A 21706-nucleotide genomic window follows, 5' to 3' on the forward strand; every position below is an offset into this window, starting at 1 on the left:
CTTCAGCTAGAGCTACTAGGCTTTCTTGCGCTTGAGGATAATAACGTCGCGGTAGGCGCTGCTGAGCTGATCCACTACGGCATTCCACTGCCCAAACTGCGCGGGCTCCAGCAAGAGGTAGTTCACGTAGAGCTCCTTTTCCTGAATGATTTTGTTGCCCTGCCGCTCATACTTGATGGAGAAACCCAGCACGGAGTCTTGGCGTTGGGCATTGCCAGGCAGGTAGGACACCTCATAGCCAGCAGGAACTTCAAATTCGGTGCGCGTCCGCGTAGTTTGGTAGTAGTCGTTGGTGCGGGCCAGGTGGCGCTTGGTAGCATCCAGGCGGTCGGTACCGTAGGTCTGCTCCAGGTTCAGGTTCACGTACACCTCGTCGTCTACGCGCTGCACGTAGTCTTGCAGGCGGTAGGTGTAGTCGATGGTGAGAGGACGGTCGCGGGCATCGAGGTTCTGTACGGAGTACTTATCCACAAAGAACTTGTTGTTGCCGCGCTCCAAAATGCCCTTCACGGCTTTGGCTTCGTCGGTTTTCCCCAGCCCATCAAGGTGGTAGGCCTCAAATACTTTGGGGTAGCCGCTTACGCGTCGTTGACCCATCCCGCGCAGTCCCGTCGTGCCGTCAAGCGTCACAAAGGAGCTATCTATGGTGCGGTTTTGCTCGCGCTTTATGATGGGCACTTCCACCACCTTGCACTGCTGGCCATCGAGGGCAAGCAGGGCTTCCTTACCCTGAATCATGGAGGAAGGAAAGCCGAAGGGCGTGTGCTGACTGGTGGCGTCGAGAAATACGTACTCCCCCGGTCGGGGCTCGTAGGTCGTAATCATATGGTTATCCACCCCGGGCGTGGCTAGCTCACTATAGCGGTAGGGCAGGTCGCGGGTGCCAATCCAAGTCCGGTATGACTTCACGCCCGCTATGCGTAGCATTTCGTGCAGCAGGTTAGCCATGTCCTTGCAGTCGCCATAGCGGTTAGCATACACGCGGCTAGCATCGTGCGGAATAAAGCCCCGCAGGCCGTTTTCAAAGGCAATGTAGCGCACGTGGTCCTGCACCCAGTAGTAGATGCGGGCTACCTTTTCCGGCTCGGTGCGGGCCCCTACTACTAGGGAGTCAACCACTTTGCGCAGGGCGGGGCTTTCTTGCTTATCGAGATTAACTACGAAGCCTTTGTAGAGGGAGTACAGTTCGGGCACTCCTCCCAGCAGGCGGCGGGGCTGCCCGTTCACGAGAGCCTCTTCCACGAAATACACCACGTGGGGAGCGTAGTAGCTCGCCTCAGGGGCATTGTCTTCGTGCTGCATGGGTGGCAGGTTCTCGGCTACCCAACGGTACACAACCGAGCCGCCTTTTTCGGTTTTGGTAAACGTGACGCTACCCTGGGGAATATGAAACTCCTTGGTATTGATGCGGACACCGCGCGGAGCCGTAACCACTAGCTCGGCGTGGCGCACGGGCAAGTAGGAGCCAAAATAGAACGGCATGAGGAAGCGGGCATCGGGCTGGCGCATGGTGTAGTCGCACACGGTGCGCACGCCGGGCGCAATAGCCGGGTAGCTAAACTTGGTAACCCGCGCATCATCAAAGAATACCCCCGGCCGCACCTCAAACTGGTCCTTAAAATCGGTAACCTTAAGTGCTTTGTAGTCGTTGGTGGCAGGAAGCAAGGTACGCGCCTCGATTTTCTGCAGGCGGTTGAAGTGGGAGCTGTACACCTGATCGGGAGCGTACATATCCGACTGCGGATCAAGGTGCAGCATGTCGTAGTGGTGGCGCGCCAGCACCTGCACGGAGTCGCCTTTCACAGCTACCGTTACATCCTGCCGATAATCAAGGTAGACGGCTTTGGCCGTAGGATATTGCTGCTTCATTTGCATGAGCAGCTGCACTGGCTGCTGAGCCCGCGCGGGAGCCCAGCCGGTTAAAAGCAGCCCACACAGAAGCCACAGCCTCCAAGGAGAGGACGATAGGTTAGCGCGCTTCATACACAAACGTGTTCCAGTGAATCTCCTTCTTGAGCGGTTTGCCTTGGGTGTCATAGTACACCGTGGGGCCGTATTTTTCGCCGGCGCGGTACGTCTCCTCCCGTTCCAGGGTGCCATCGGGGCGGTAGTAGCGCGAGCGGCCGTGGAGTTCGTCGTGGGCGTAGTTTTCTTCTTCCTGTACCTTGCCGTTGGGGTAGTAGGTGGTGAGCACGCCTTGCAGAGTCCCCTCCTGCGAATTCTGGGCCCGACGGAATACCTGGCCGTTGCTGTAGTAGTAGGTGCGGGTGCCGGAGAAGTAGCCCCCTTTATAGGATTCGGCCACGGCGGGCTTGCCGTTAGCAAAAGCGGTACTTACTTGCCCCACTAGCGGCTGCCAAGCTGCGGTACCAGGTTTTCCATCAGCACCCGGGCTACGGAAGCTCACTAGCTCGTTATCCTCGTACAGTTTCTCCGCTATCAGCTCGCCCAGCATATTGTACTGGCGTGCTATGCCCTCGTAGCGCCCATTCTGGTACGTGCGCGTATGGTCAAGCTGGCCGTTTTCAAAGTAGATCAGCCATTCTCCCTCTTCCTCATCATTACGGTAGGTACCCTTGTTCATAAGAGCGCCCGACGGGTAGTAGGCCTTCCATTCGCCTTCTTTTTTACCGTTGCGGTAGAAGCCCTCCGAGATCAGCTTGCCCGTTTGCGAGCTATAGGCGCGGAACGGACCATTACGGTCGCCCCGGTCCAAACTATATTGAGTTTCAGTTTTGCCATTGGGTAGTCGCCACGACGTATTGCCTTGATAGTCATAACATAGCATGTTGCTTTCCATACGGGGCTTGCCGCCTGGGTAATGCAAGGTCAGGCTTTTGGTCGTCGGCTCGATTACGATTCGGTCTACTACATGGCCTACGGAGTCGTAGGCCGTAAGCTGGAGCATGCGCCCATACTCCATCCACCGCTCTTGGGTTAGCTGCCCACCGGGCGAGTAGCTGCGGGCGCCGCCGTGCATTTGGTCGTTGAGGATGTTGTATTCCTCACTAAGTTTGCCATCGGCGTAGTACTGCTTCCACTGGCCCTGCTGCTGTCCACTCTGGTAGTTGCCAGCGCGTTGCAGCCGTCCATCGAGGTAGTATTTTTCGTACGTCCCCTCCAACGACCCGTCCTTATAGAAATTCCGTTCCCGCAGACGGCCGGTGCTGAAATACTCTTCCTCTAGCCCTTCGGCCTTGCCAGCCGTGTAGTGGCGCACGGTTTGCACGTTACCGTTGCGGTAATTCCAGCGCCACTCACCATCTTGCTTCCCGTTCAGGAAGGAGCCCGTGTATGCCGCGCTGCCGTCGGTGCGCAAGCCCTTCACAACGGTTTTGCCTTTCTTGGCTACGTCGGTTTGAGTACGCACTTTGCCTTGCTCGTCAAAGAAAGCAATACGTGTTACGTGGCCTTGGTCGTAGGTCAACTCAGCGTTGAGGCGGCCTTGACTATCGTAATCCTTGTAAGAGCCGTGCAGTTCTCCCGTAGCCGAGTCGTAGTTTTTCTCGATGCTGAGCTTGCCCGTGGCGTAGTATACTTTCCAGTTGCCAGCGTAGCGGCCGTGGTCGAAGGCACCCGTACTAGCGGGTTTACCGTTGGGATGGAAGTCGCTGTACGGGCCGTGTAGCTCGTCTTGCTCGTAGGTACCCTTGCGCTCTAGGGTCTTGTCGGCGTAGTATACTTCGAAGGGCCCCTGCTTTTTATCGTTGGCGTACCCATAGCGGTACTCGGGCGTGCCATCGGGGTAGGTACCGATTTCGGAGCCCTGCTTTTTATCGGCCTGGTAGGCGCTCTGCAACCGCAGGCGGCCATCAGGGTAATAATATTTAACCTCTCCCTGCCGATTTCCCACTTGGTAGGAGCGCTGTTCACTAAGCTCCCCGCAGTAGTGGAAAAGCTTGGCCGCGCCATCGAGCTCCCCAGCTTTGTACGTTCCATCTACCGATAAAGCCCCGTTGTCGTGGTACTCCAGGTAGTGCCCATCGAGGCGGCCTTCGGAGTCGTAGTTCGTATCGAAGTTGAGGCGGCCATTGGGGTGGTAAGTACGCCAGTGCCCCGTGCGCTTACCGGCCTCATTGAAGCTCCCTTCCGACGTTATGGAGCCAGCTTCGTCTATGAATATCCAAGGGCCATGTAGGCGGGCATCCCCGTTGCTGAGCTTTTCACCCTCTCCTATTCCGTAGAGTACGCCTTCATCAAACCACCCGGTGCGCCGCTGAGGCTGGGCCGCAGTTGCTATCAGCTGACTGGTACGAATTTGCATAATAGCGAGCGACACGGCTTCGCTCATGCGTTCCACCTTGGCCTTGTTGCTTTTTAGCCACTGGGCAGCGCGCTTATCACTGGCCGACGACAGGACGAGGTAGGTGAAGGCCGTTAGGTTGTCGTCGCGGCGTAGCACATCTACCAACGGGCCGTACGCCCGCAGCCACAAGTCGGTCTCTTGGTCGCCGCGGCTAGCCGGAAACTTCTCTACTAGCAGTTGGGCTTGCTTTACAATATTGGCGTCGAACTTTACCTTGGAAGTGTAGTCCTTGCGCAGTGCTACCTTAGAATTCAGTAGCAAGTCCAGGTCCTGAAAGGCCTCATTCGGCACAAAGGGAGCTATTTTGGCGTTGGCGTCTACCTCAAAGCTATTGGAGGCAATTTGCTCCGCCATCAGCAGCATTTGCTGGCTGCCTTCACCATCGGGGCTGAGGGCTAGCGCCGTCAGCAAGCTAATTAGGCTACGCGCAGGCTGTCCCTGTTCAATGGCCAACCACGCCAGTTGGTGGTGGGTAGGCGCATACAAGGGCTTCAGCTCCAAGCTGCGTGTCCAGCTAGCTAGGGCGGCTTGGGGCTGGTGCAGAGCATCTTGGCCTACTCCTTGGCTGTACCACAGCGCGGGGTTGTAGGGCATGCGCTTCAGGCCTTCGGTGTACACCTTTAGGGCTGCTTCCCGGTGGTCCTGCTTCTCCTCTGCTTCGGCCAACACTATGTAGGGCTGCGCTTCGTGTTGGCCGAGGTCAATGGCTTGGCGACTAATGCGCACGGCCTCCGGGTATTGCTTGTTCAGCAGATAAGACAATCCCAGCTCACCTAGTACAGATACGTAAGCCGTATCAGAAGAAGGCACTGACAGGTATGTGCGGATGGCCCCGGCGTAGTCGCCTTTGTCGTGCAGGGCAATACCTTCCTGGAAAGCTTGTTTGGATGAAACAAGAGCGGCGGGCTGCTGCCCATAACCCGCGGTAACGGCACTCGCCCACACTGCCAGTACGGTGCCCGACGTTGTAAAAACGCGCATTAACTAAGAAAAGGATAGCGTAATGAAGAATATCTACGGCGGTTACGCTCCGTAACGGCCTGCCGATAGTTCCACAAGTATACCTCCATTTCAGCCAACAATCAACATCCACCAATTGGATTCCGCGGGGATGCTACTTTTGTTTCGTTTGGGCGGCTTTTTTCTTTTTACTAGCTGACGTTAACGGATAGACGACCAGCTCTTGGTACCCAAACGTAGCATCAGTCTCCCGCTTAAAATCAAATTCCGGCAGCTCGCCCACCACGATTTCCGCGGTAGTATACACTATATTACCGTCGAGCAAGTGCCCCCCGATAGTGCGCCCCGTAGAATCCGCCACCGACAGGTGCAAGTGGCTACCGTTCGTTGACAGCGTTCCAACTAGGGAGACAATTTCAAAGTGCCCTTGGTACACCGTAGGAGCCTCCTGGTTAGCCAACCGAAGCGTAGTAGTGGTTAGGCTCCCTACGCACGTAAGCACGGCCCCGGCCCGCATACCTTGCTGCTGGGTGAAGGCTAACAGCTGCTGGCGTAGGTCCGCGCCGGGGCGCAAGCGCAAGGCATAGGTACGAAGTGGCGACGACAAAGCAACGGGAGTAGACATAGCAACTGAATGAGTTTGGGCGGCACTAGCCAGCGGCACCAACCCTAGCAGCCCCAAGAGTAAATATCGAATCATGTGGAAAAGGTAAGGGGTAGAACACAGACGGCTGCTGAAGCCGAGTCTACGTTCTACCCCTTACTTAGGCCGTTGGCGCTTACTTATTGAAGCTGACGTTGCCGTAGCGCACCTTAATGTTGACGTTACCACCGCCCGGACGCCGGGTGGGCACTACCCCAAAGCTGCCCTGCATATCGGTAGAGGAAGGACTGTTTTCCTCTGACTCCACCTTCACCAGCCGCTTATCAACCAGGAGTTTGCCGTGGTCTGTATTTACATCAAAGTTAAAGGCTGCGCCGTCGGGGAAGTTGAGTAAAAATGTGCTGTAGCCTCCCTGCAGATTAATCTGGCTGAAGTTTTTCCCCGTGTTGCGCACTTCAAAATTTGGGCAATACTGCACCGTCATGTTCAGCTGGTTGCTGAGCTTATCGATGCTGAACTTGGAGTAGCCCGAAGTGCCGCGCAGGTTACGAACCGTACCCAGCGCTACGTCGCCGTACTTGCTGTGCACCGTCAGGTCCTGCACGGTGCCAATATCAATGTCGGAGTAGTTGTTGTTCAGGTCCACGGTTTCGCCAGTTGTCAGGCGAACCTTGGAATACGAAGCATCAATGCTCACCTTGTGCGCAAACGGAACGGCACATTGCCCGTTGCTTATGCGCAGCACGTTGCGCGCCCCTTCCAAGCGGCCCGTGCGCAGACTCCCGTACTCAATTGCCAGCTCAGCAGGGCCGCTTATGTCGCCGGTCAGGCTGATTTCGCCGAATGTATTGTTGAGGTGTAGCGGGGTATTTTTCGGTAGCCAAACGGTGTAGTTTACCTCGTATAGCTTGGTCCGGCTCCAGCATTCCCGGGGCATTGCGCCAAAGCGCGACTTGGCCGCAATGGCGCCGGTAGCGGCATCGTAGTCTAGCAGTTGCACCTGAATCATGTCCTGGAGCTGCTGAGCCTTCTCCTCACTATCGGCCCGCGTAATGATGTCAACGTCGGTGCGTACCTCGTTGCGGTTCCACACGTTCACTTGCACGCGCCCGTAGCGCGTATCCAGGAAGAAAGGCCGGCCATTGGCTACAAACGTGCGGCTCAGCTTACGAACCTTCTCTACTGCCGGGGTAGTGGCTTCTTCCTGAGGGCCTTGCGCCGTGCTACCTTGGCGTCCATCGGCAGGGGTTCCCTGGGGCACAACAGTGCTAGCGCCTTCAGTTCCTTGGTAGTACTGCACCGCTGCGTTGCTAGCTGGCACGGGCACTACCTGCGCCATAGCCACAGGCACCCCGAGCAGCCAGCCCACCACGGGAAGAGTACGCCGCAGAAATACTTCTACGGAAGTGTCAAGTTTAGAAAACCGCATACTCAAGGCGTGCGGCGGGTTTCAGCTACCATATAGGGCTGGCTGTGGTAGTCCCGAATCCGCTCCCGGGTGCGCAGCTGCTGGGTCAGTAAGTCCAAACGAATCTGCAGGTTGCGGTTCATAGCTTCCAAGACCACATCGGGCTCCGGGTTACGGTACAGCTCCGTTTTCAACTGCTGGTAAGTTGAATCCAACGCGGTCAACTCCTGCTGCCAGTCAGCACGCGGTGCGGCTTTAGTTTCGGCATCAAGTGCTTGGAGCTCCTGCTGGCGCTCAGTAATCTGGGTAGCATAGTAGCTCTCCATGCGCTGCACTGTACCTGCCAAGCGTTGCTCAGGGCTGGCTGCAGCCGCAGTGGCCGCTACGCCATCATACGTGCGGGCACTTGGAGCGGCCGTGGCTACTGGGGCGGCCGTACTGCGCATCCAGATGCTTGGCGCACTGTGCTGCTGTTGCCAGAACCAGCCTCCTAGCAAGGCTAGTGCGGCTACGGCAGCAGCAATACCGTACGGGCGTGCGGCGCGCACCTCAGCCGTAACAGGAGCAGCCGGAGCCTGCGGAGCGGGCACTTCGGCTACTGGAATACCAGCATCTAAGCGTACAATGCGCAGGGGCGCGACGTCGTCTGCCGTTGCGGTAGGGGTATCTAGCTCAAGTTCGATGTCGTCCCACAGGTTGGGGCGCGGCTCAAACGCGTCGAAGTCGGCGCGGTGGCGTTCCACAAAGGCTTCCAGTCCGGTTTTCTTCTCGTTCATGTCAGGTGGTCGTTCGCAATATTCCAGTAAGGTGGCCGCACCGTCAAGTTGGGGGTGGGCGGTGCAGGCAGCCAACAGAATAGCACTATGGGGTCAGGTCGAGTACGTAATTAGAGGCCGTGCTGGCGGGCCAATTCCAATAGTTTGCGGCGGGCCCGGCTGTACTGCGACTTTGAGGTGGATTCGGTGATATGTAAAATACTGGCAATCTCAGCGTGGTCGTAGCCTTCCAAGAGGTAGAGGCTTAGCACTACGCGGTAGCCGTCGGGGAGTTCCTGCACGCAACGCCGCACTACATCGGCTCGCCAGGAAAGGTCCTCGGGGTCTAAGGATTGGTGGGTGTCGTCATGGTCGGCAGCATCGTGCTGGTCGGCTAAGGGCACCAGTTGCAGACGCCGATTGCGCAGGCAGTTGATGCTCTTGTTGATAACGATGCGCTTAAGCCAGGAGCCAAACGAAGAATCGCCTTTGTAGCTATGTAGTTCCCGAAAGGCGCTTAGAAAAGACTCCTGTAGCACGTCCTCCGCCTCGGCATAGTCGCCGGTGATTCGCAAGGAGGCGTTGAACATGGCTTTGGAATAGCGCTTGTAAATCTCAGCCTGGGCCCGTCGGTCGCCTAAGCGGCACCGCTCGACTAGCGGGGCGTTGATGTCAGTATATGCGAAGGCCTCCATAGGTTGCGTCTGGGTTGGCGGAGATTCGGAAATAGGTGAATCGTAAATATCCAACTTTCCGGGCTAAAAACGGCGGGTGCTATGTAGTAAGCAGGTGAAGGACAGAAGCAAGCTAGTAAGGTTGCACTGCCAACTGCTTTGTGCCTAACAAACCCACAATGTATTTTGCGGCAGTTATTATGCCTATTCTATTGTTTGCTCCCAACCATGAAGAATCTAGCTTTTCTAATAGTTCTTTGGTGCTTAGTTTCTTGCAAAAAGAAAGACTCTTCCCCCACTATTGACTTTGGTGCTGGCGCCGGCATTTCCCTACGCGCCGCCGACGGCCGAGTGGCCGGTTCACAAGATCCAACCGACTGGACCTCGGATGCCACTTGGAATGAACAAGAGCGGGCACTATTTCCGGACCTAACATTTGATCTAAATGGGGCGCAACAGCCAACACGTGTTTCTTATACTTACGCATATCCCAATCCGGCCCTAACGGGCCAGGCAAATTGGCTATTACAACTTGAAAGAAGCTACGGAAGTCCGGCTGTGAAGTATTCTCTGAGCGCCGTACTAGTAGACCGAACGTATCAGGTGTTGCTGCGGCTAGGCCCAAGCGACATTTCCGATGCCCTGACGTATAGCCTAGACTACACAAAAATTGGTCTGCGCCCCCATGAACTGTACCGGCTGTATTATGTGCTTTATTACAACGGTGTACTGCTATATAAGGGGCACGGCGACATCCGACACAGTAGCTGACGGTAGTTGTAAGGGCGCGGGAATATTCGCTCCTCAACTCTTATCTTAATGAATAATTGCCGCACGAAAACGGCCTACCCGGTAGTACCAGGTAGGCCGTTGTGTTGTAGAGCAGCGTACGTTAACGTTACTCAGACATCAAACTTAATACCCTGGGCCAGCGGCAACTGGGTGCTGTAGTTGATGGTGTTGGTCTGGCGGCGCATATAAATGCGCCAAGCATCGGAGCCGGACTCACGGCCGCCACCGGTTTCTTTTTCACCGCCGAAAGCTCCGCCAATCTCTGCCCCACTCGTACCAATATTCACGTTGGCAATACCACAGTCGGAGCCGGCATGGCTGAGGTAGGTTTCTGTTTCGCGCATGTTCAGAGAGAAAATGCTCGACGACAAACCTTGCCGCACTCCGTTTTGCACGGCAATGGCCTCTTCTACCCCACCGCTGTATTTGATGAGATAGAGAATGGGTGCGAAGGTTTCTTCCTGCACCGTGTGGTACTCGTTGCGGGCTTCTACCAGCGCGGGCTTCACGTACGTACCGGTTTCGTAGCCAGCGCCTTCCAGCACTTCGCCGCCCGTAAGTAAGGTACCCCCTTCTTGTTGCACTGCTTCCAGGGCTTTCGTAAAGCCTTCTACCGCCGCTTTGTCGATAAGGGGGCCTACCAGGTTACCCTCCTGAAGGGGATGACCGATGGGCAGGTTGGGGTAAATTTTCAATAGGCGCGCTTTTACATCCTCAAAAATGCTCTCGTGAATGATGAGGCGGCGCGTGGTGGTGCAGCGCTGCCCAGCTGTACCTACGGCACCAAATACCACGGCACGCATGGCCATGTCCAGGTCGGCGTGCTCGGTAAGGATGATGGCATTGTTGCCGCCTAGTTCCAGCAGTGCACGACCCAAGCGGCCACCCACTACCTCGCCTACCTTCTTACCCATGCGGGTGCTACCCGTAGCTGACACCAACGGCACGCGCGCATCGGCAGCCATTGCGGCGCCAATCTCGGCATCACCAATAACTAGGTTGAAGATTCCTTCCGGCAGATCATTCTCCAGTAGTACTTCCTTCAGAATGTGCTGCACGGCTACGGCCACCAGCGGGGTTTTCTCGGAGGGCTTCCAAATGCACACGTCGCCGCACACAGCAGCCAACATGGCGTTCCAGCTCCACACGGCCACTGGAAAGTTGAAGGCGGAGATAATGCCTACCACGCCCAGGGGGTGGTACTGCTCATACATGCGGTGGGCGGGCCGCTCCGAGTGCATGGTATAGCCCGTGAGCTGGCGCGAGAGCCCCACAGCAAAGTCGCAGATGTCAATCATCTCCTGTACTTCGCCCAGGCCTTCTTGCAGAATTTTGCCCATCTCGTAGCTCACTAACTTGCCCAGGGGCTCCTTGTATTGGCGGAGCTTATTGCCGATTTGTCGCACAATGTCGCCCCGTTTGGGCGCGGGTACTAGGCGCCAAGCTTTGAATGCTTCTTGGGCCGTTTTCACTACTTGGTCATAGTCGGCAGCTGTAGCAAAGGTTACGAAGCCAATTAGGCGACCATCGGTAGGCGAGTGAATGGGGCGGGCGTTTTCGGCAGTGCTGCTACCCCAGCGTAGGCCCGTGCTCCAAGCAGCATTACGGGCTTCTACTCCTAGTTCCTGCAATACTTGCTGAATACCGTGGTGGTCATGTTCCTGTACATCGGTGCCGGTAGCGGCAGCTTCTTCAGCAGCTAGTTTCATGGGTATATGGAGGTTGGGTGGAACACTAGAAGAGGATGGAAAACCCATCTGAGCAAAGCTACTAAAATAGGCCGGGGCTAGCTGGGCTCAGATCTGATAACCTGTGCCAGGCGGGGCCAACTCCGCCCCAATCCGTGCTGGTATTCCCTTCTTGCCTGTTATGGAGCTACTCCGGACAGCTACCTTTCTCCTACCCTGACTAACTGCTGGCTAGGTTGCTAGTAACTGGCTGGCTTTTCTAGAAGTCGGTAGTACCAGTTCTTTGTCTCAGGCATGTATATTAGTAGCCCTCCCTGACATTCCCACCATGTCGTCCGACTCCAGCTTTTCGCTTACCCCGCGCCCCGATTTAGGCGTTCTAATAGCGCGTTGGGCCGAAGATGCGCCTACGCCCCAGCTGCAGCGTCACTACGCAGCCCTACTGGCAGCGGCCCAACAACACGGCCTCTGGCGGTGGCTGCTGGATGTGCGACGACGCGACCAGCTTGATCCGGAGTTTGGCTGGTGGTCGACGCACATATTTTACCCTGAGGTTGCTCACGTAGCAGTCCCCCCTTTTCGGATTGCTGTGCATTGCTCGCCGGTGCGCTTAGCCATTTATGAGTCGGACTCAGTACAGCAGCAGTACATTCGCTATGGCACCTCTGAAGAACGGGCTTATCAACTGCGCCTCTTCATTGAGGAAGGTCCTGCCATGGAGTGGCTTTTAAGCTAAGCACACTGCTCAAATCAAACCCATGAAAAAAGGCCCTTCGCCATGGTAGCGAAGGGCCTTTTTTACGAGCAGCAAAAAGCCAGATTACTCAGATTGCCCAATTGGGTAGTAGGCTTTGCGGCCGTCAGGATACACTCCTTCTACTAGAGCACCTTCGTTTTCCTTGGCAGCCTCTAGATACCGTTGTACATCCTGAGGCTTTGTCACTTTGTTTTTATCAATGCGGGTGATGATGAAACCATCAGCAATACCCGTCTGGCGGAAGTTGGAGTCCTTGATGTTGTTGATCTTAGCGCCTCCCTCAATACCTAGCTTGTGCAGCTCCTGACGAGCCACGGGGGCCAACGTAGCTCCTTCGTACTTCACCGTCGAGGCCACTTCCTCCCGAATGATGTCGGTGGTGCCTGTGGAGTTGCGCAGCGTGGCCGTCGTAGTGCGGCTGTCGCTACCACGCAAGTAGGTCACTTTAATCTTGTCGCCAGGACGGAAGCGGGCTACTTGCTCCTGCAACTGAGAAGAGGTATTCACCTTCACACCATTAATTTCCGTGATAACGTCGCCCTCCTGAATACCAGCATCAGCAGCCGATGTATTCTTGTCGAGACCCATCACGTACACGCCATTCAGAGTGTTTAGCTTCTTTTCCGAGGCAAGCTGAGCATCTACTTCCCGGATGCGCACGCCTAGCAGAGCCCGCTGCACCACTTTATACTTTAGCAAGTCGTCTACTACCTTGCTCACAATGCTGGAAGGCACCGCGAACGAATAGCCCACGAACGAGCCTGTTTGAGAAGCAATAGCCGAGTTGATGCCGATTAGGTCACCGTTGAGGTTTACCAGAGCGCCACCCGAGTTACCAGGGTTTACCACGGCGTCGGTTTGCAGGAATGACTCTACGCCCATTCCTTCCCGATCCCGCAGGATGTTGATGTTACGTCCTTTGGCCGAGATGATACCAGCCGTTACGGTAGAATTCAGGTTGAAGGGGTTGCCTACAGCCAACACCCACTCGCCAATCTTCACGTTGTCGGAGTTGCCGTACCGCACGAAGGGTAAGTTATCAGCCTTCACTTTCAGCAAAGCCAAATCGGTATTGGGGTCAGTGCCTACTAGCTCAGCCTTATACTTGCGCTTGTCGTCGAGAACAACTTCAATTTTATCGGCCTTGTCAATCACGTGGTTATTCGTGACGATGTAGCCATTGGCAGCAATGATAACGCCCGAGCCGGAGCCCTGCTGCGGGCCTTGCGAGCGGCCATGGTATTGCTCAAGATCGTCCCCGAAGAACTGGCGCAGGAAAGGGTCCATCCGGGCCGCGCTGCTTTCGTTCATTCTGGGCGCATACTCGGTCATTACGTGCACAACAGCAGGCGTTACTGATGCCGCAGCAGCCGTAAAGTTCAGGCCTTCGGGCACCGTGTACGTGCTGCTGCGCAGTTCACTGGTATAACGCACATTGGGGTCAGCCGCAACAGCTTGAGGAGCAGTACCACGCTCTGGCTCGAGCAGCTTGTACCCACCTACCGCTACGCCACCACCGAGAATGGCGGAACCGAGCAGGCCGAGCATCATTTGTTTTGCTTGCATGGGTATTAGAAAAGAGGTGTGATAAGGAAGAAGTCTGGTTTGAAAATACTACAGAATCATGAGCAATGCATGAGCCTAGGTCTTACTAACGCAAGATATCCGCAAGGCGTATTCAGTTGCATGCCCGTTGGTGGATGAAAATAACCCGTTGGTAGAATTTTCTGATTCTATTGGGCTAGCTCCTCTGCCACCACTCCTGTATACGGTATCTATACAACACGCGTACCAAGAAAAAAGGCACCCGGATGGATGCCTTTTTTGCAGAAATATTGGCGCTTAGCGCACCTCAATCTGGTGCTTAGTCACCTTCTTGCTGTCGAAGGGCAAGTTAAGACGTAGCACGCCATCAACTAGCTGAGCCTCAATAGCCGTTACATCTACGTTTTCAGGGAGTTGGAACGTGCGTGAGAAGGTGCCGTACCCGGATTCTACACGGCGGAAGCGGGGGCCGTTTTCAATTACCTCCGGTGCTTTCCGCTCACCGCTCACGGTCAACTTACCGTCTTGAAAATCAATTTTCACATTTTCCTTCGCTACGCCGGGCAGCATCAAGTGTAGCTCGAAGCCCTCTGGCGATTCTACGATATCGGCTTGTGGCAGGAAGCTATCAGCCGGAGCTTTTTGTGAGGGTAGCGTATCACGCAGCATTTCATTGAGCACAGAGTTGAAAGCGCGTGAAGGACGAAGAGAAGGAAGGTTGTTATACAGCAGCGTGGCCATGGTGTAAAGTAGAGTTTGGAGTGGTTAAGTAATCAACCGTGCCCTAGCAGGCACACCCCATATCTATAAATTCTGTACCAACCTTCCTTATGCTTCAAGCATATGCCTTTATGTCATCATTGTTGAAAATTAGCTCAACCAGATACATTCAATAAGGACCATAAAAGCTGCTTTAAAGTGTAAAAACGTCCTTTTTAAACGAATAATATATACGACATAATGACATCAAATATATACAATCTGTAGATATGCTTTTGCTAGTGGCAATGAAATGACCCAAAGGGACAATAATTCCGAGATACAACTAGGTGCGCCTACTACCCCCTGGGAGGTAGTAGGCGCACCTAGTTGTATCTCGGAATTTGTTAGTGCTGCGAAGGTAACTGCCGTCGCTCTGCGGCGCCACCCTCATGGAATAAGGTAAAACGCGCATCAAGCCCTATTACTGGCACGATGACATTGGTACGGCCACCGTACACTTCCTCCCCAGTAATCGGATCGTACTGGGGCACAAAGTTGGCGTAGTACGTTTGGGCCGCTACCCACGGCGTGATATCTACGCGGGGCGACAAGCGGACACCCACTTCCCCGCGCAGGTTGCCAAAATCGATAACGCGTTCCTCACGCTCGTTTTCGTCACGCTGAAGGCGCAAGTACGCTGCGGCTTCATAGGCTATCCGGGGCCGTAGGGACACGTTTTCGCCTAGAGCTATTGTCCGATCTACGTCGAGGCGCAGGCGGGTCAGTGCACGGTTGCGCGCAACTGCGAGGTAGTTATTGGTAGATATCCCATACTCTACCCCCAGCCGCTGCCCAAAGTTGACGGAGCCAATCTTGCCAGCATGACGCAGGAACACGCCGGGGATGACGTTGCCATCCTGCGCAAAGAAGTCGCCGTAGTTCTGCACGTTCGCACGCAATAAACGCACTGTGGCTCCGCCACTCCACCGTTCGTTCCAGAAATGCTCGTATCCTAGGCGTAGCTGCCCGCCGGTAAACGAGTTGTCGCCATTGCTATTACCTACGACGTTCAGAGCTACCAGAAAATAGTCAGCATCCTTCAGCGCCCATTCTGCTTGCAACTCCGGAATTACAACTGTATTCCTAACAGAACGGCGCTGCGCGCTAACAGCGGAGCTGACTAACAGCAGAACAAACAAAACGGGATAAAACGCGGCACGCATGGGCAGGGCAAGAGGAAATAGAATACGAACAGCTTAGTTGGCAGCTAATTCACGCAAAGTAAGCCAAGCCATAAGGCCGGGACCGGTTTCCAAGGCTTTCGTATCAATATCGAAGGTAGGGGTATGTACGGAGGAGGTGTGCCGCTCGCTACCGTCGGCGGCGGCCGTACCCAGGCGGTAGAAGCAAGCACTGGCAGCCTGCGAGAAGTAAGCAAAGTCCTCAGCAGCCATCCACTGGTCCAGTTCTACCACGTTGTCGCGCCCTAAGTATTCTACTGCTGCTTGCTCTGTCCGGGCCGTTAGGGCGGGCTCGTTCTCCAGATACGGGTAGCCTCGGCGAATTTCTAGCTCGCAACTGGCGCCCATGCTTTCGGCCAAACCTTCACACAGGCGGCGCAGGTGCTGATGCGCTTCGTTGCGCCATTCTTCGTTGAGCGTGCGGAAGGTGCCTTCAATGTACACCTCATTCGGAATGACGTTGGTGGCACCTTGGGCAATGACCTTCCCGAATGATAGCACGGAAGGCAGCTTTGGATTGGCCCGGCGGCTTACAATCTGCTGGGCGGCCACAATAATGTGGGCGGCCACTACCACGGGGTCAAGGTTCTGCTCGGGCATGGCGCCGTGGCCACCTTTCCCGCGCACCGTCAGGTACAACTCATCGGTGCTAGCCATGTACCGCCCCGCGCGCAGCCCAATTTTACCAGCCGGCAGGCGCGGAAATACGTGCTGCCCTAGCACGCTGGCAGGCGCAGGGTTTTCCAATACGCCTTCCTTAATCATTAAGGAGGCACCACCCGGTAGCAACTCTTCGCCCGGCTGAAACATAAGCTTTACGGTGCCTTCGAATTCATTGCGCAGCTGAGTTAGGATACGAGCTGTGCCCAGTAGAGAAGATGTGTGTACGTCGTGGCCGCAGGCGTGCATCACGCCAGGATTTACCGACTTGTAGGGCACTTCATTCTGCTCCGTAATAGGTAGCGCATCCATATCAGCACGTAGGGCAACCGTGCGCGACGCAGGGTTGCGTCCTTCAATGAGAGCAACTACACCAGTACCCGCAATGGGCTGAGTAGGGAGGCCCAGTTTGTGTAACTGCTCCGTCACGAAAGCTACCGTCTTCTCTTCCTTGAACGACAGTTCCGGGTTGGCATGCAGGTGTTCACGCAGCGCTATAGTCTCAGCGGCGGCCTCTGCGGCCAAAACCTTGATACGGGATATGAGATGTTGCATGGTAGTAGCGCGCCGCCGAGGCGTCAGGGTATAGTTCGGAAGAAAGAAGGTGAGAGGCACCAAACTGCCAGATAGTCTAGCAAAGCAGCACTAAAAAGCAGGGCAAGCTGCTCGCAACTAAAGCTAGGCAGCAGCAAAGCTAGAACGCCGTCTTGTTGATGACGATTTGCGCGCCCTCTAGCTGTGCTTTGGGCGCCAGCGGACGAATACGCGACATGGCTTGCTCTGCTTCGAGGCGAGTGAGGTAATCCCCAATCCAAAGCCGGTAAATAGGCTGCTTGAAACCAAGGTAGTCCGTTTCCTCGGGGTAGCGGCTAATAACAGCCCGGCGGATAGCCATGGCCTGCTCACGCTCCAGCCCCACGTAGGCCAAGATGCGGTAGCCCTGGGCGTATTTCACGTTCTGATTAGTGAAAGCCTGGTCTCGTAAGCGCTGCTCAATCTGCGCGTTAACTTGGTTGATCGGTGTGACGGGCCGGGTAGTCGTAGTAGGAACAACGGCAGGTGCTTTGGGCGCGGCAAACGCTGGGCGGTAGCGGCTCAGGTCTTCGGCCGGCAACGTGGCAACTTGGGTTGCCCCGGGTCGGCGGGTAGTATCGGGGGCGGTGGCCGTAGGGGCGACGGGCCCCGAGCTTGCACACGCTCCCAACGCAAAAAATGTAGATAACAGCAGCACGTTATGTAGCGGGTGTTTCATGAGAATCTTCTTTCAGCAAAGCCAAGCTATTGGATGACCCAATTCGGTCGGCACCGGCGGCTACCAGAGCCAAAGCCGCAATACGGGTACGAATACCGCCCGATGCTTTGATACGGATGTGAGTTGGTAATGAACGACGCATGAGCACAATGTCACTCACGGAGGCTCCTCTGCCTGCAAACCCCGTAGAGGTCTTTACGAAGTCGGCACCAGCTTCCTCACACAAGCGGCAGGCCGTCACAATTTCTTCGTCGGAAAGCAGGGCAGTTTCTATAATGACCTTTAGCAAGGCACCGCGCAAGTGGCACAACTCCGTCAGCTGGCCAATTTCTTCCTCTACCTCTTCATACCTGCCTGCTTTCAAGGCACCCACATTGATAACCATATCTAATTCAGTAGCACCTTCCAGCAGGGCCTGGTGCGCCTCAAAGAACTTCACCTTGGCAAGAGAATATCCTAACGGGAACCCAATAACCGTGCATACTGGCACGCCTGTATTGGCAAGCTGCTCGGTGGCGAGGCGTACGTAACATGGTGGTACACATACGCTGGCAAATTGGTGAGTAGCTGCCTCTTGGCAGAGCTGAATAATTTGATCCGGCGTAGCATCCGGCCTTAGCAGAGTATGGTCAATGGTAGAAGCTAGGTTCACAAGGCAAAGATAGAGAGGTGAAATGCGAAGCGTCGGCTCCGCTCTACAACAAACGGGCCGCGTTTCTGAAGTAGAAACGCGGCCCGAATAGGGTTGGCAGAATACCCAGCAGCTTAGCTATACAGCCGGGCAACCAAGCAGTTTACCACCGATAACAACCTACTAATCAATTAGTACGGCCCGGTCGTTAAGCAGGTCATCTTCTACCTGCTTGAACTTCACGTCACGCAAGATGCGGCCGTCCATGTACTGCACGCTTACCTTCTCGTTGCGGTTGGCAACTTTCTGAGAGCGAGCAGGCTGCTGCCGCTCCATTACTTGCGCGCCGTCTTGCTGTAGATCCTCGGGACCCGCACCCAACGACACGGAGGAAACTTCCTTCTCGGCCTTCAGCTTGGGGGTAGGTGGCATTACGGGAAGCTCGTCTTCCGTGAAGTACTCAGGCTCGTCGTAGCCTTCCTGGCCCGGCTGCATGGGTACGTCGGCACGGAACAAGAACTGGATAGTGTCCTCATTCACCTTGCTGATCATCTGCTTGAACAGCTCAAACGATTCGAACTTGTATACCAAGAGCGGGTCCTTCTGCTCGTACACGGCGTTCTGCACTACCTGCTTCAGGTCGTCCATGGCGCGCAGGTGCTTGGTCCAGGCTTCGTCAATCACGGAGAGTACCACTACCTTCTCCATGCCGCGAATCACGTCGTGACCACCGGTAGCCTGCGCACGGCGCAGGTTGGCAATAGCCTGAATCTGCTTACGACCATCGGTGAAGGGAATGGCAATGTTCTCGTACGGCGCGTTCTGGCTAAGCAAGTCATTAATCAACGGCATGGAGTTACCACTGATGAAATCGTTCTTGCTTTGGTAGTATCCCAGAGCCTCATCGTACAGCTTCTGCGTGAGCTGGGCAGCTTGCATACCGCTCAGGTCCTGAGCCGTCAGATGCGTATCGTAACCGAATACGCGGATGATGGCCAGCTTGAAGTCTTCGTAGTCGTTGTTGCCTTTGTGGCCGATTACGATGTCTTCGCAAACATCGTAAATCATATTCCAGATGTCCAGCTCCAGACGCTCGCCATGCAGGGCGTTGCGGCGGCGCTTGTACACCACTTCCCGCTGGGCATTCATCACATCGTCGTACTCGAGCAGGCGCTTCCGGATGCCGAAGTTGTTTTCTTCAACTTTCTTCTGGGCGCGCTCAATGGATGAGGTAATCATTGAGTGCTGAATTACCTCGCCTTCTTCCAGACCCATGCGGTCCATCAGCTTAGCAATACGGTCTGAGCCGAACAGACGCATCAGGTTATCCTCCAAGCTCACGAAGAACTGGGAAGAGCCTGGGTCGCCCTGGCGGCCGGCACGACCACGCAACTGGCGGTCAACGCGGCGCGACTCATGACGCTCCGTACCAATAATGGCCAAGCCTCCCGCTTCTTTGGCCGTACCGCGCAACTTAATGTCGGTACCACGGCCAGCCATGTTGGTAGCAATAGTTACGGTGCCAGGATAGCCAGCAGCCGCTACAATTTCAGCTTCGCGCTGGTTTTGCTTGGCGTTCAGCACTTGGTGGGGAATGCCACGCAGCTTGAGCATGCGGCTTACCAGCTCCGAAATTTCAACCGAGGTAGTACCTACCAGCACGGGGCGGCCGGCCTGCACTAGCGTTTGAATCTCTTCGGCCACGGCATTATACTTCTCGCGCACCGTCTTATACACCTTATCGTGCTCGTCTTTGCGGGAGATGCCACGGTTGGTAGGAATTACTACCACGTCAAGCTTATAAATCTCCCAGAACTCGCCCGCTTCTGTTTCGGCCGTACCCGTCATGCCGCCCAACTTGTGGTACATGCGGAAGTAGTTCTGCAGCGTTACGGTAGCATAGGTCTGCGTAGCATCTTCTACCCGCACGTTTTCCTTGGCCTCAATGGCTTGGTGCAAACCGTCGGAGTAGCGGCGGCCTTCCATTACACGGCCGGTCTGCTCGTCCACAATCTTCACCTTGCCGTCGTCGGACAGGATGTACTGGTCGTCACGCTCAAACAGGGTGTATGCTTTCAGCAGCTGGTTGATGGTATGGATGCGCTCCGATTTCACCTGGAAGTCGTCCATCAGCTGCTCTTTGGTATGCAGCTTTTCCTCGCCCGAAAGGGCTGGGTCTTTCTCAATATTGGCCAGCTCAGTGCCAATATCTGGCATGATGAAGAAGTTGTGGTCTTCCCCCTGACCCGTAATCAAGTCAATACCTTTTTCCGTCAGCTCAATCTGGTTGTTCTTCTCATCAATAGTGAAGAACAGCGGCTCATCCGCCTTGGGCATCTGGCGCTGGTTGTCCTGCAGGTAGAAATTCTCCGTTTTCTGCAGTACGGCGCGCATGCCGGTTTCCGACAGGAACTTGATGAGGGGTTTGCTCTTGGGCAGGCCACGGTAAGCCCGGAACAGGGCCAAGCCGCCTTCGCCTTCTTTCGAGCCGTCTTTGCCTTCCTTGATGAGTTTGCGCGCTTCTACCAGGTAGTTCTGCACCTGCTTTTTCTGCTCCTCTACAAGGCGCTGAATGCGGGGCTTGAGTTGGTAGAACTCGTGCACGTCGCCGCGAGGAACAGGACCGGAAATAATAAGCGGAGTTCGGGCGTCGTCAATCAGTACGGAGTCCACTTCGTCGACCATGGCGTAGTGGTGCTTGCGCTGCACTAGCTCTTCCGGGTCGCGCGCCATGTTGTCACGTAGGTAGTCGAAGCCAAACTCGTTGTTGGTACCGTAGGTAATGTCGGCCAGGTAGGCCTTGCGGCGGGCGTCCGTGTTCGGCTGGTGCTTATCAATACAGTCTACCGTGATGCCGTGGAACTCGAACAGCGGCGCATTCCACTCTGAGTCACGTTTGGCGAGGTAGTCGTTTACCGTAACCAAGTGCACACCCCGGCGAGCCAGTGCATTGAGGAAGGCTGGTAGAGTAGATACCAGGGTCTTACCCTCACCCGTGGCCATTTCCGAAATTTTACCCTGATGCAACACCACGCCACCAATGATTTGTACATCGTAGTGTACCATATCCCAGGTGATTTCGGCGCCAGCGGCCGTCCACTTATTGCTCCAGATGGCCTTGTCGCCCTCGATGCGCACGTTGGACTTACGACGGGCGTAGTCACGGTCATAATCGGTGGCAGTTACAACTAGCTGGCCGTTTTCGGTGTAGCGACGGGCCGTGTCTTTGCAGATAGCAAAGGCCACGGGCAATACCTGCATCAGGACTACCTCCAACTCTTTGTTCCGCTGTTTCTCAAGGGTGTCGATCTGGTCGAAGATCTGCTCCTTCTGAATGGCGTCTAGCGTAGCATCATCATTCACGCGCTGATGCAGGGCACCAATCTGGTCGTCCAGGTTTTTGAGGTGGGCGTCAATGCGGGCGCGGACCTCATCGGTGCGGGCGCGTAGCTCGTCGTCGCTGAGCTGTGCCAAGTTGGCATATTCGGCGTTTACGAGCGCCACATACGGGACTATCTCCTTCAGGTCACGGTCCGACTTGGAACCGAAGATCTTGGCGACGGTCTTGCCTAGAAAATCAAACATGCTGGTTTACCTTAATTGAAACGCCGGGGCGCACCTCAAATTTACAAGATTTCTAGCCAAAACCGCCCCATTCCCGTACGCCCCGCCAATCTGACCGATTTTTGCAAATCCGGTTCAGTAAGCAGCACGTCCCGTCACGAAGTAAA

Annotated in this window: 16 protein-coding genes; 2 read left to right on the forward strand and 14 right to left on the reverse strand. The window is 55.4% G+C overall.

Going from position 1 to position 21706, the window contains the following annotated elements; genetic code table 11:
• Positions 1 to 15: 15 nt before the first annotated feature.
• The 6 genes from CHB83_RS06350 to CHB83_RS06375 form a co-directional block, all read right to left on the reverse strand.
• Complete coding sequence (locus tag CHB83_RS06350; protein WP_161806974.1) at positions 16 to 1983, reverse strand: DUF3857 domain-containing protein; 1968 nt, start codon at positions 1981 to 1983, stop codon at positions 16 to 18.
• The gene (locus CHB83_RS06355) at positions 1970 to 5287 is read right to left on the reverse strand and encodes a hypothetical protein (protein ID WP_089332047.1); all 3318 of its coding nucleotides are present in this window, start codon (positions 5285 to 5287) and stop codon (positions 1970 to 1972) included. The genes CHB83_RS06350 and CHB83_RS06355 overlap by 14 nt, the downstream gene beginning before the upstream one ends.
• A gap of 133 nt (positions 5288 to 5420) precedes the next feature.
• Positions 5421 to 5966: a PPC domain-containing DNA-binding protein gene (locus tag CHB83_RS06360; RefSeq protein ID WP_089332048.1), complete on the reverse strand. Its 546-nt coding sequence runs from the start codon at positions 5964 to 5966 to the stop codon at positions 5421 to 5423.
• A 79-nt stretch (positions 5967 to 6045) separates the two neighbouring features.
• Positions 6046 to 7299 carry a hypothetical protein gene (locus CHB83_RS06365; protein WP_089332049.1) on the reverse strand — a complete coding sequence of 418 codons (1254 nt, stop codon included), beginning with the start codon at positions 7297 to 7299 and terminating at the stop codon, positions 6046 to 6048.
• A 2-nt stretch (positions 7300 to 7301) separates the two neighbouring features.
• Positions 7302 to 8054, reverse strand: a complete 753-nt coding sequence (locus tag CHB83_RS06370; protein WP_045688304.1) for a hypothetical protein — start codon at positions 8052 to 8054, stop codon at positions 7302 to 7304.
• A gap of 110 nt (positions 8055 to 8164) precedes the next feature.
• A complete protein-coding gene (locus CHB83_RS06375; protein ID WP_045688314.1) occupies positions 8165 to 8728 on the reverse strand; it encodes an RNA polymerase sigma factor in 564 nt (187 codons plus the stop codon).
• A gap of 207 nt (positions 8729 to 8935) precedes the next feature.
• Here CHB83_RS06375 and CHB83_RS06380 point away from each other — a divergent pair, with 207 nt between their 5' ends.
• Entirely contained in the window at positions 8936 to 9478 is a 543-nt protein-coding gene (locus CHB83_RS06380; protein WP_089332050.1) for a hypothetical protein, read from the forward strand.
• Positions 9479 to 9609: 131 nt separating this feature from the next.
• Here the strand turns inward: CHB83_RS06380 and amaB are convergent, their stop codons facing one another.
• The gene (gene amaB / locus CHB83_RS06385) at positions 9610 to 11208 is read right to left on the reverse strand and encodes an L-piperidine-6-carboxylate dehydrogenase (RefSeq protein WP_082455658.1); all 1599 of its coding nucleotides are present in this window, start codon (positions 11206 to 11208) and stop codon (positions 9610 to 9612) included.
• Positions 11209 to 11515: 307 nt separating this feature from the next.
• On the opposite strand from amaB, the gene CHB83_RS06390 reads away from it, so the two are divergent.
• Positions 11516 to 11923 (forward strand): hypothetical protein, encoded by a 408-nt coding sequence (locus CHB83_RS06390; protein WP_045688306.1) that lies wholly within the window; start codon positions 11516 to 11518, stop codon positions 11921 to 11923.
• Positions 11924 to 12007: 84 nt separating this feature from the next.
• Here CHB83_RS06390 and CHB83_RS06395 read toward each other — a convergent pair whose 3' ends face one another.
• From CHB83_RS06395 to secA, 7 genes are all read right to left on the reverse strand, one after another.
• Positions 12008 to 13510, reverse strand: coding sequence for a Do family serine endopeptidase (locus CHB83_RS06395; protein WP_045688307.1), 1503 nt, complete (start codon positions 13508 to 13510; stop codon positions 12008 to 12010).
• Positions 13511 to 13786: 276 nt separating this feature from the next.
• Positions 13787 to 14230 carry an Hsp20/alpha crystallin family protein gene (locus tag CHB83_RS06400; protein ID WP_089332051.1) on the reverse strand — a complete coding sequence of 148 codons (444 nt, stop codon included), beginning with the start codon at positions 14228 to 14230 and terminating at the stop codon, positions 13787 to 13789.
• Between the two features lie 365 nt (positions 14231 to 14595).
• On the reverse strand, positions 14596 to 15414 hold the full coding sequence (locus CHB83_RS06405) for a hypothetical protein (protein WP_089332052.1): 819 nt from the start codon (positions 15412 to 15414) through the stop codon (positions 14596 to 14598).
• 33 nt (positions 15415 to 15447) lie between these two features.
• Complete coding sequence (locus tag CHB83_RS06410; protein ID WP_045688513.1) at positions 15448 to 16647, reverse strand: M20 metallopeptidase family protein; 1200 nt, start codon at positions 16645 to 16647, stop codon at positions 15448 to 15450.
• Between the two features lie 139 nt (positions 16648 to 16786).
• Positions 16787 to 17344 carry a hypothetical protein gene (locus tag CHB83_RS06415; RefSeq protein ID WP_089332053.1) on the reverse strand — a complete coding sequence of 186 codons (558 nt, stop codon included), beginning with the start codon at positions 17342 to 17344 and terminating at the stop codon, positions 16787 to 16789.
• The gene (deoC, locus tag CHB83_RS06420; RefSeq protein ID WP_045688500.1) at positions 17325 to 17996 is read right to left on the reverse strand and encodes a deoxyribose-phosphate aldolase; all 672 of its coding nucleotides are present in this window, start codon (positions 17994 to 17996) and stop codon (positions 17325 to 17327) included. The genes CHB83_RS06415 and deoC overlap by 20 nt, the downstream gene beginning before the upstream one ends.
• A gap of 162 nt (positions 17997 to 18158) precedes the next feature.
• Positions 18159 to 21560, reverse strand: coding sequence for a preprotein translocase subunit SecA (gene secA / locus CHB83_RS06425; protein WP_045688499.1), 3402 nt, complete (start codon positions 21558 to 21560; stop codon positions 18159 to 18161).
• Between the last annotated feature and the right edge of the window lie 146 nt (positions 21561 to 21706).

The organism is Hymenobacter mucosus, from assembly GCF_900188255.1.
In the GTDB taxonomy this organism is placed as follows: Bacteria; Bacteroidota; Bacteroidia; order Cytophagales; family Hymenobacteraceae; genus Hymenobacter; species Hymenobacter mucosus.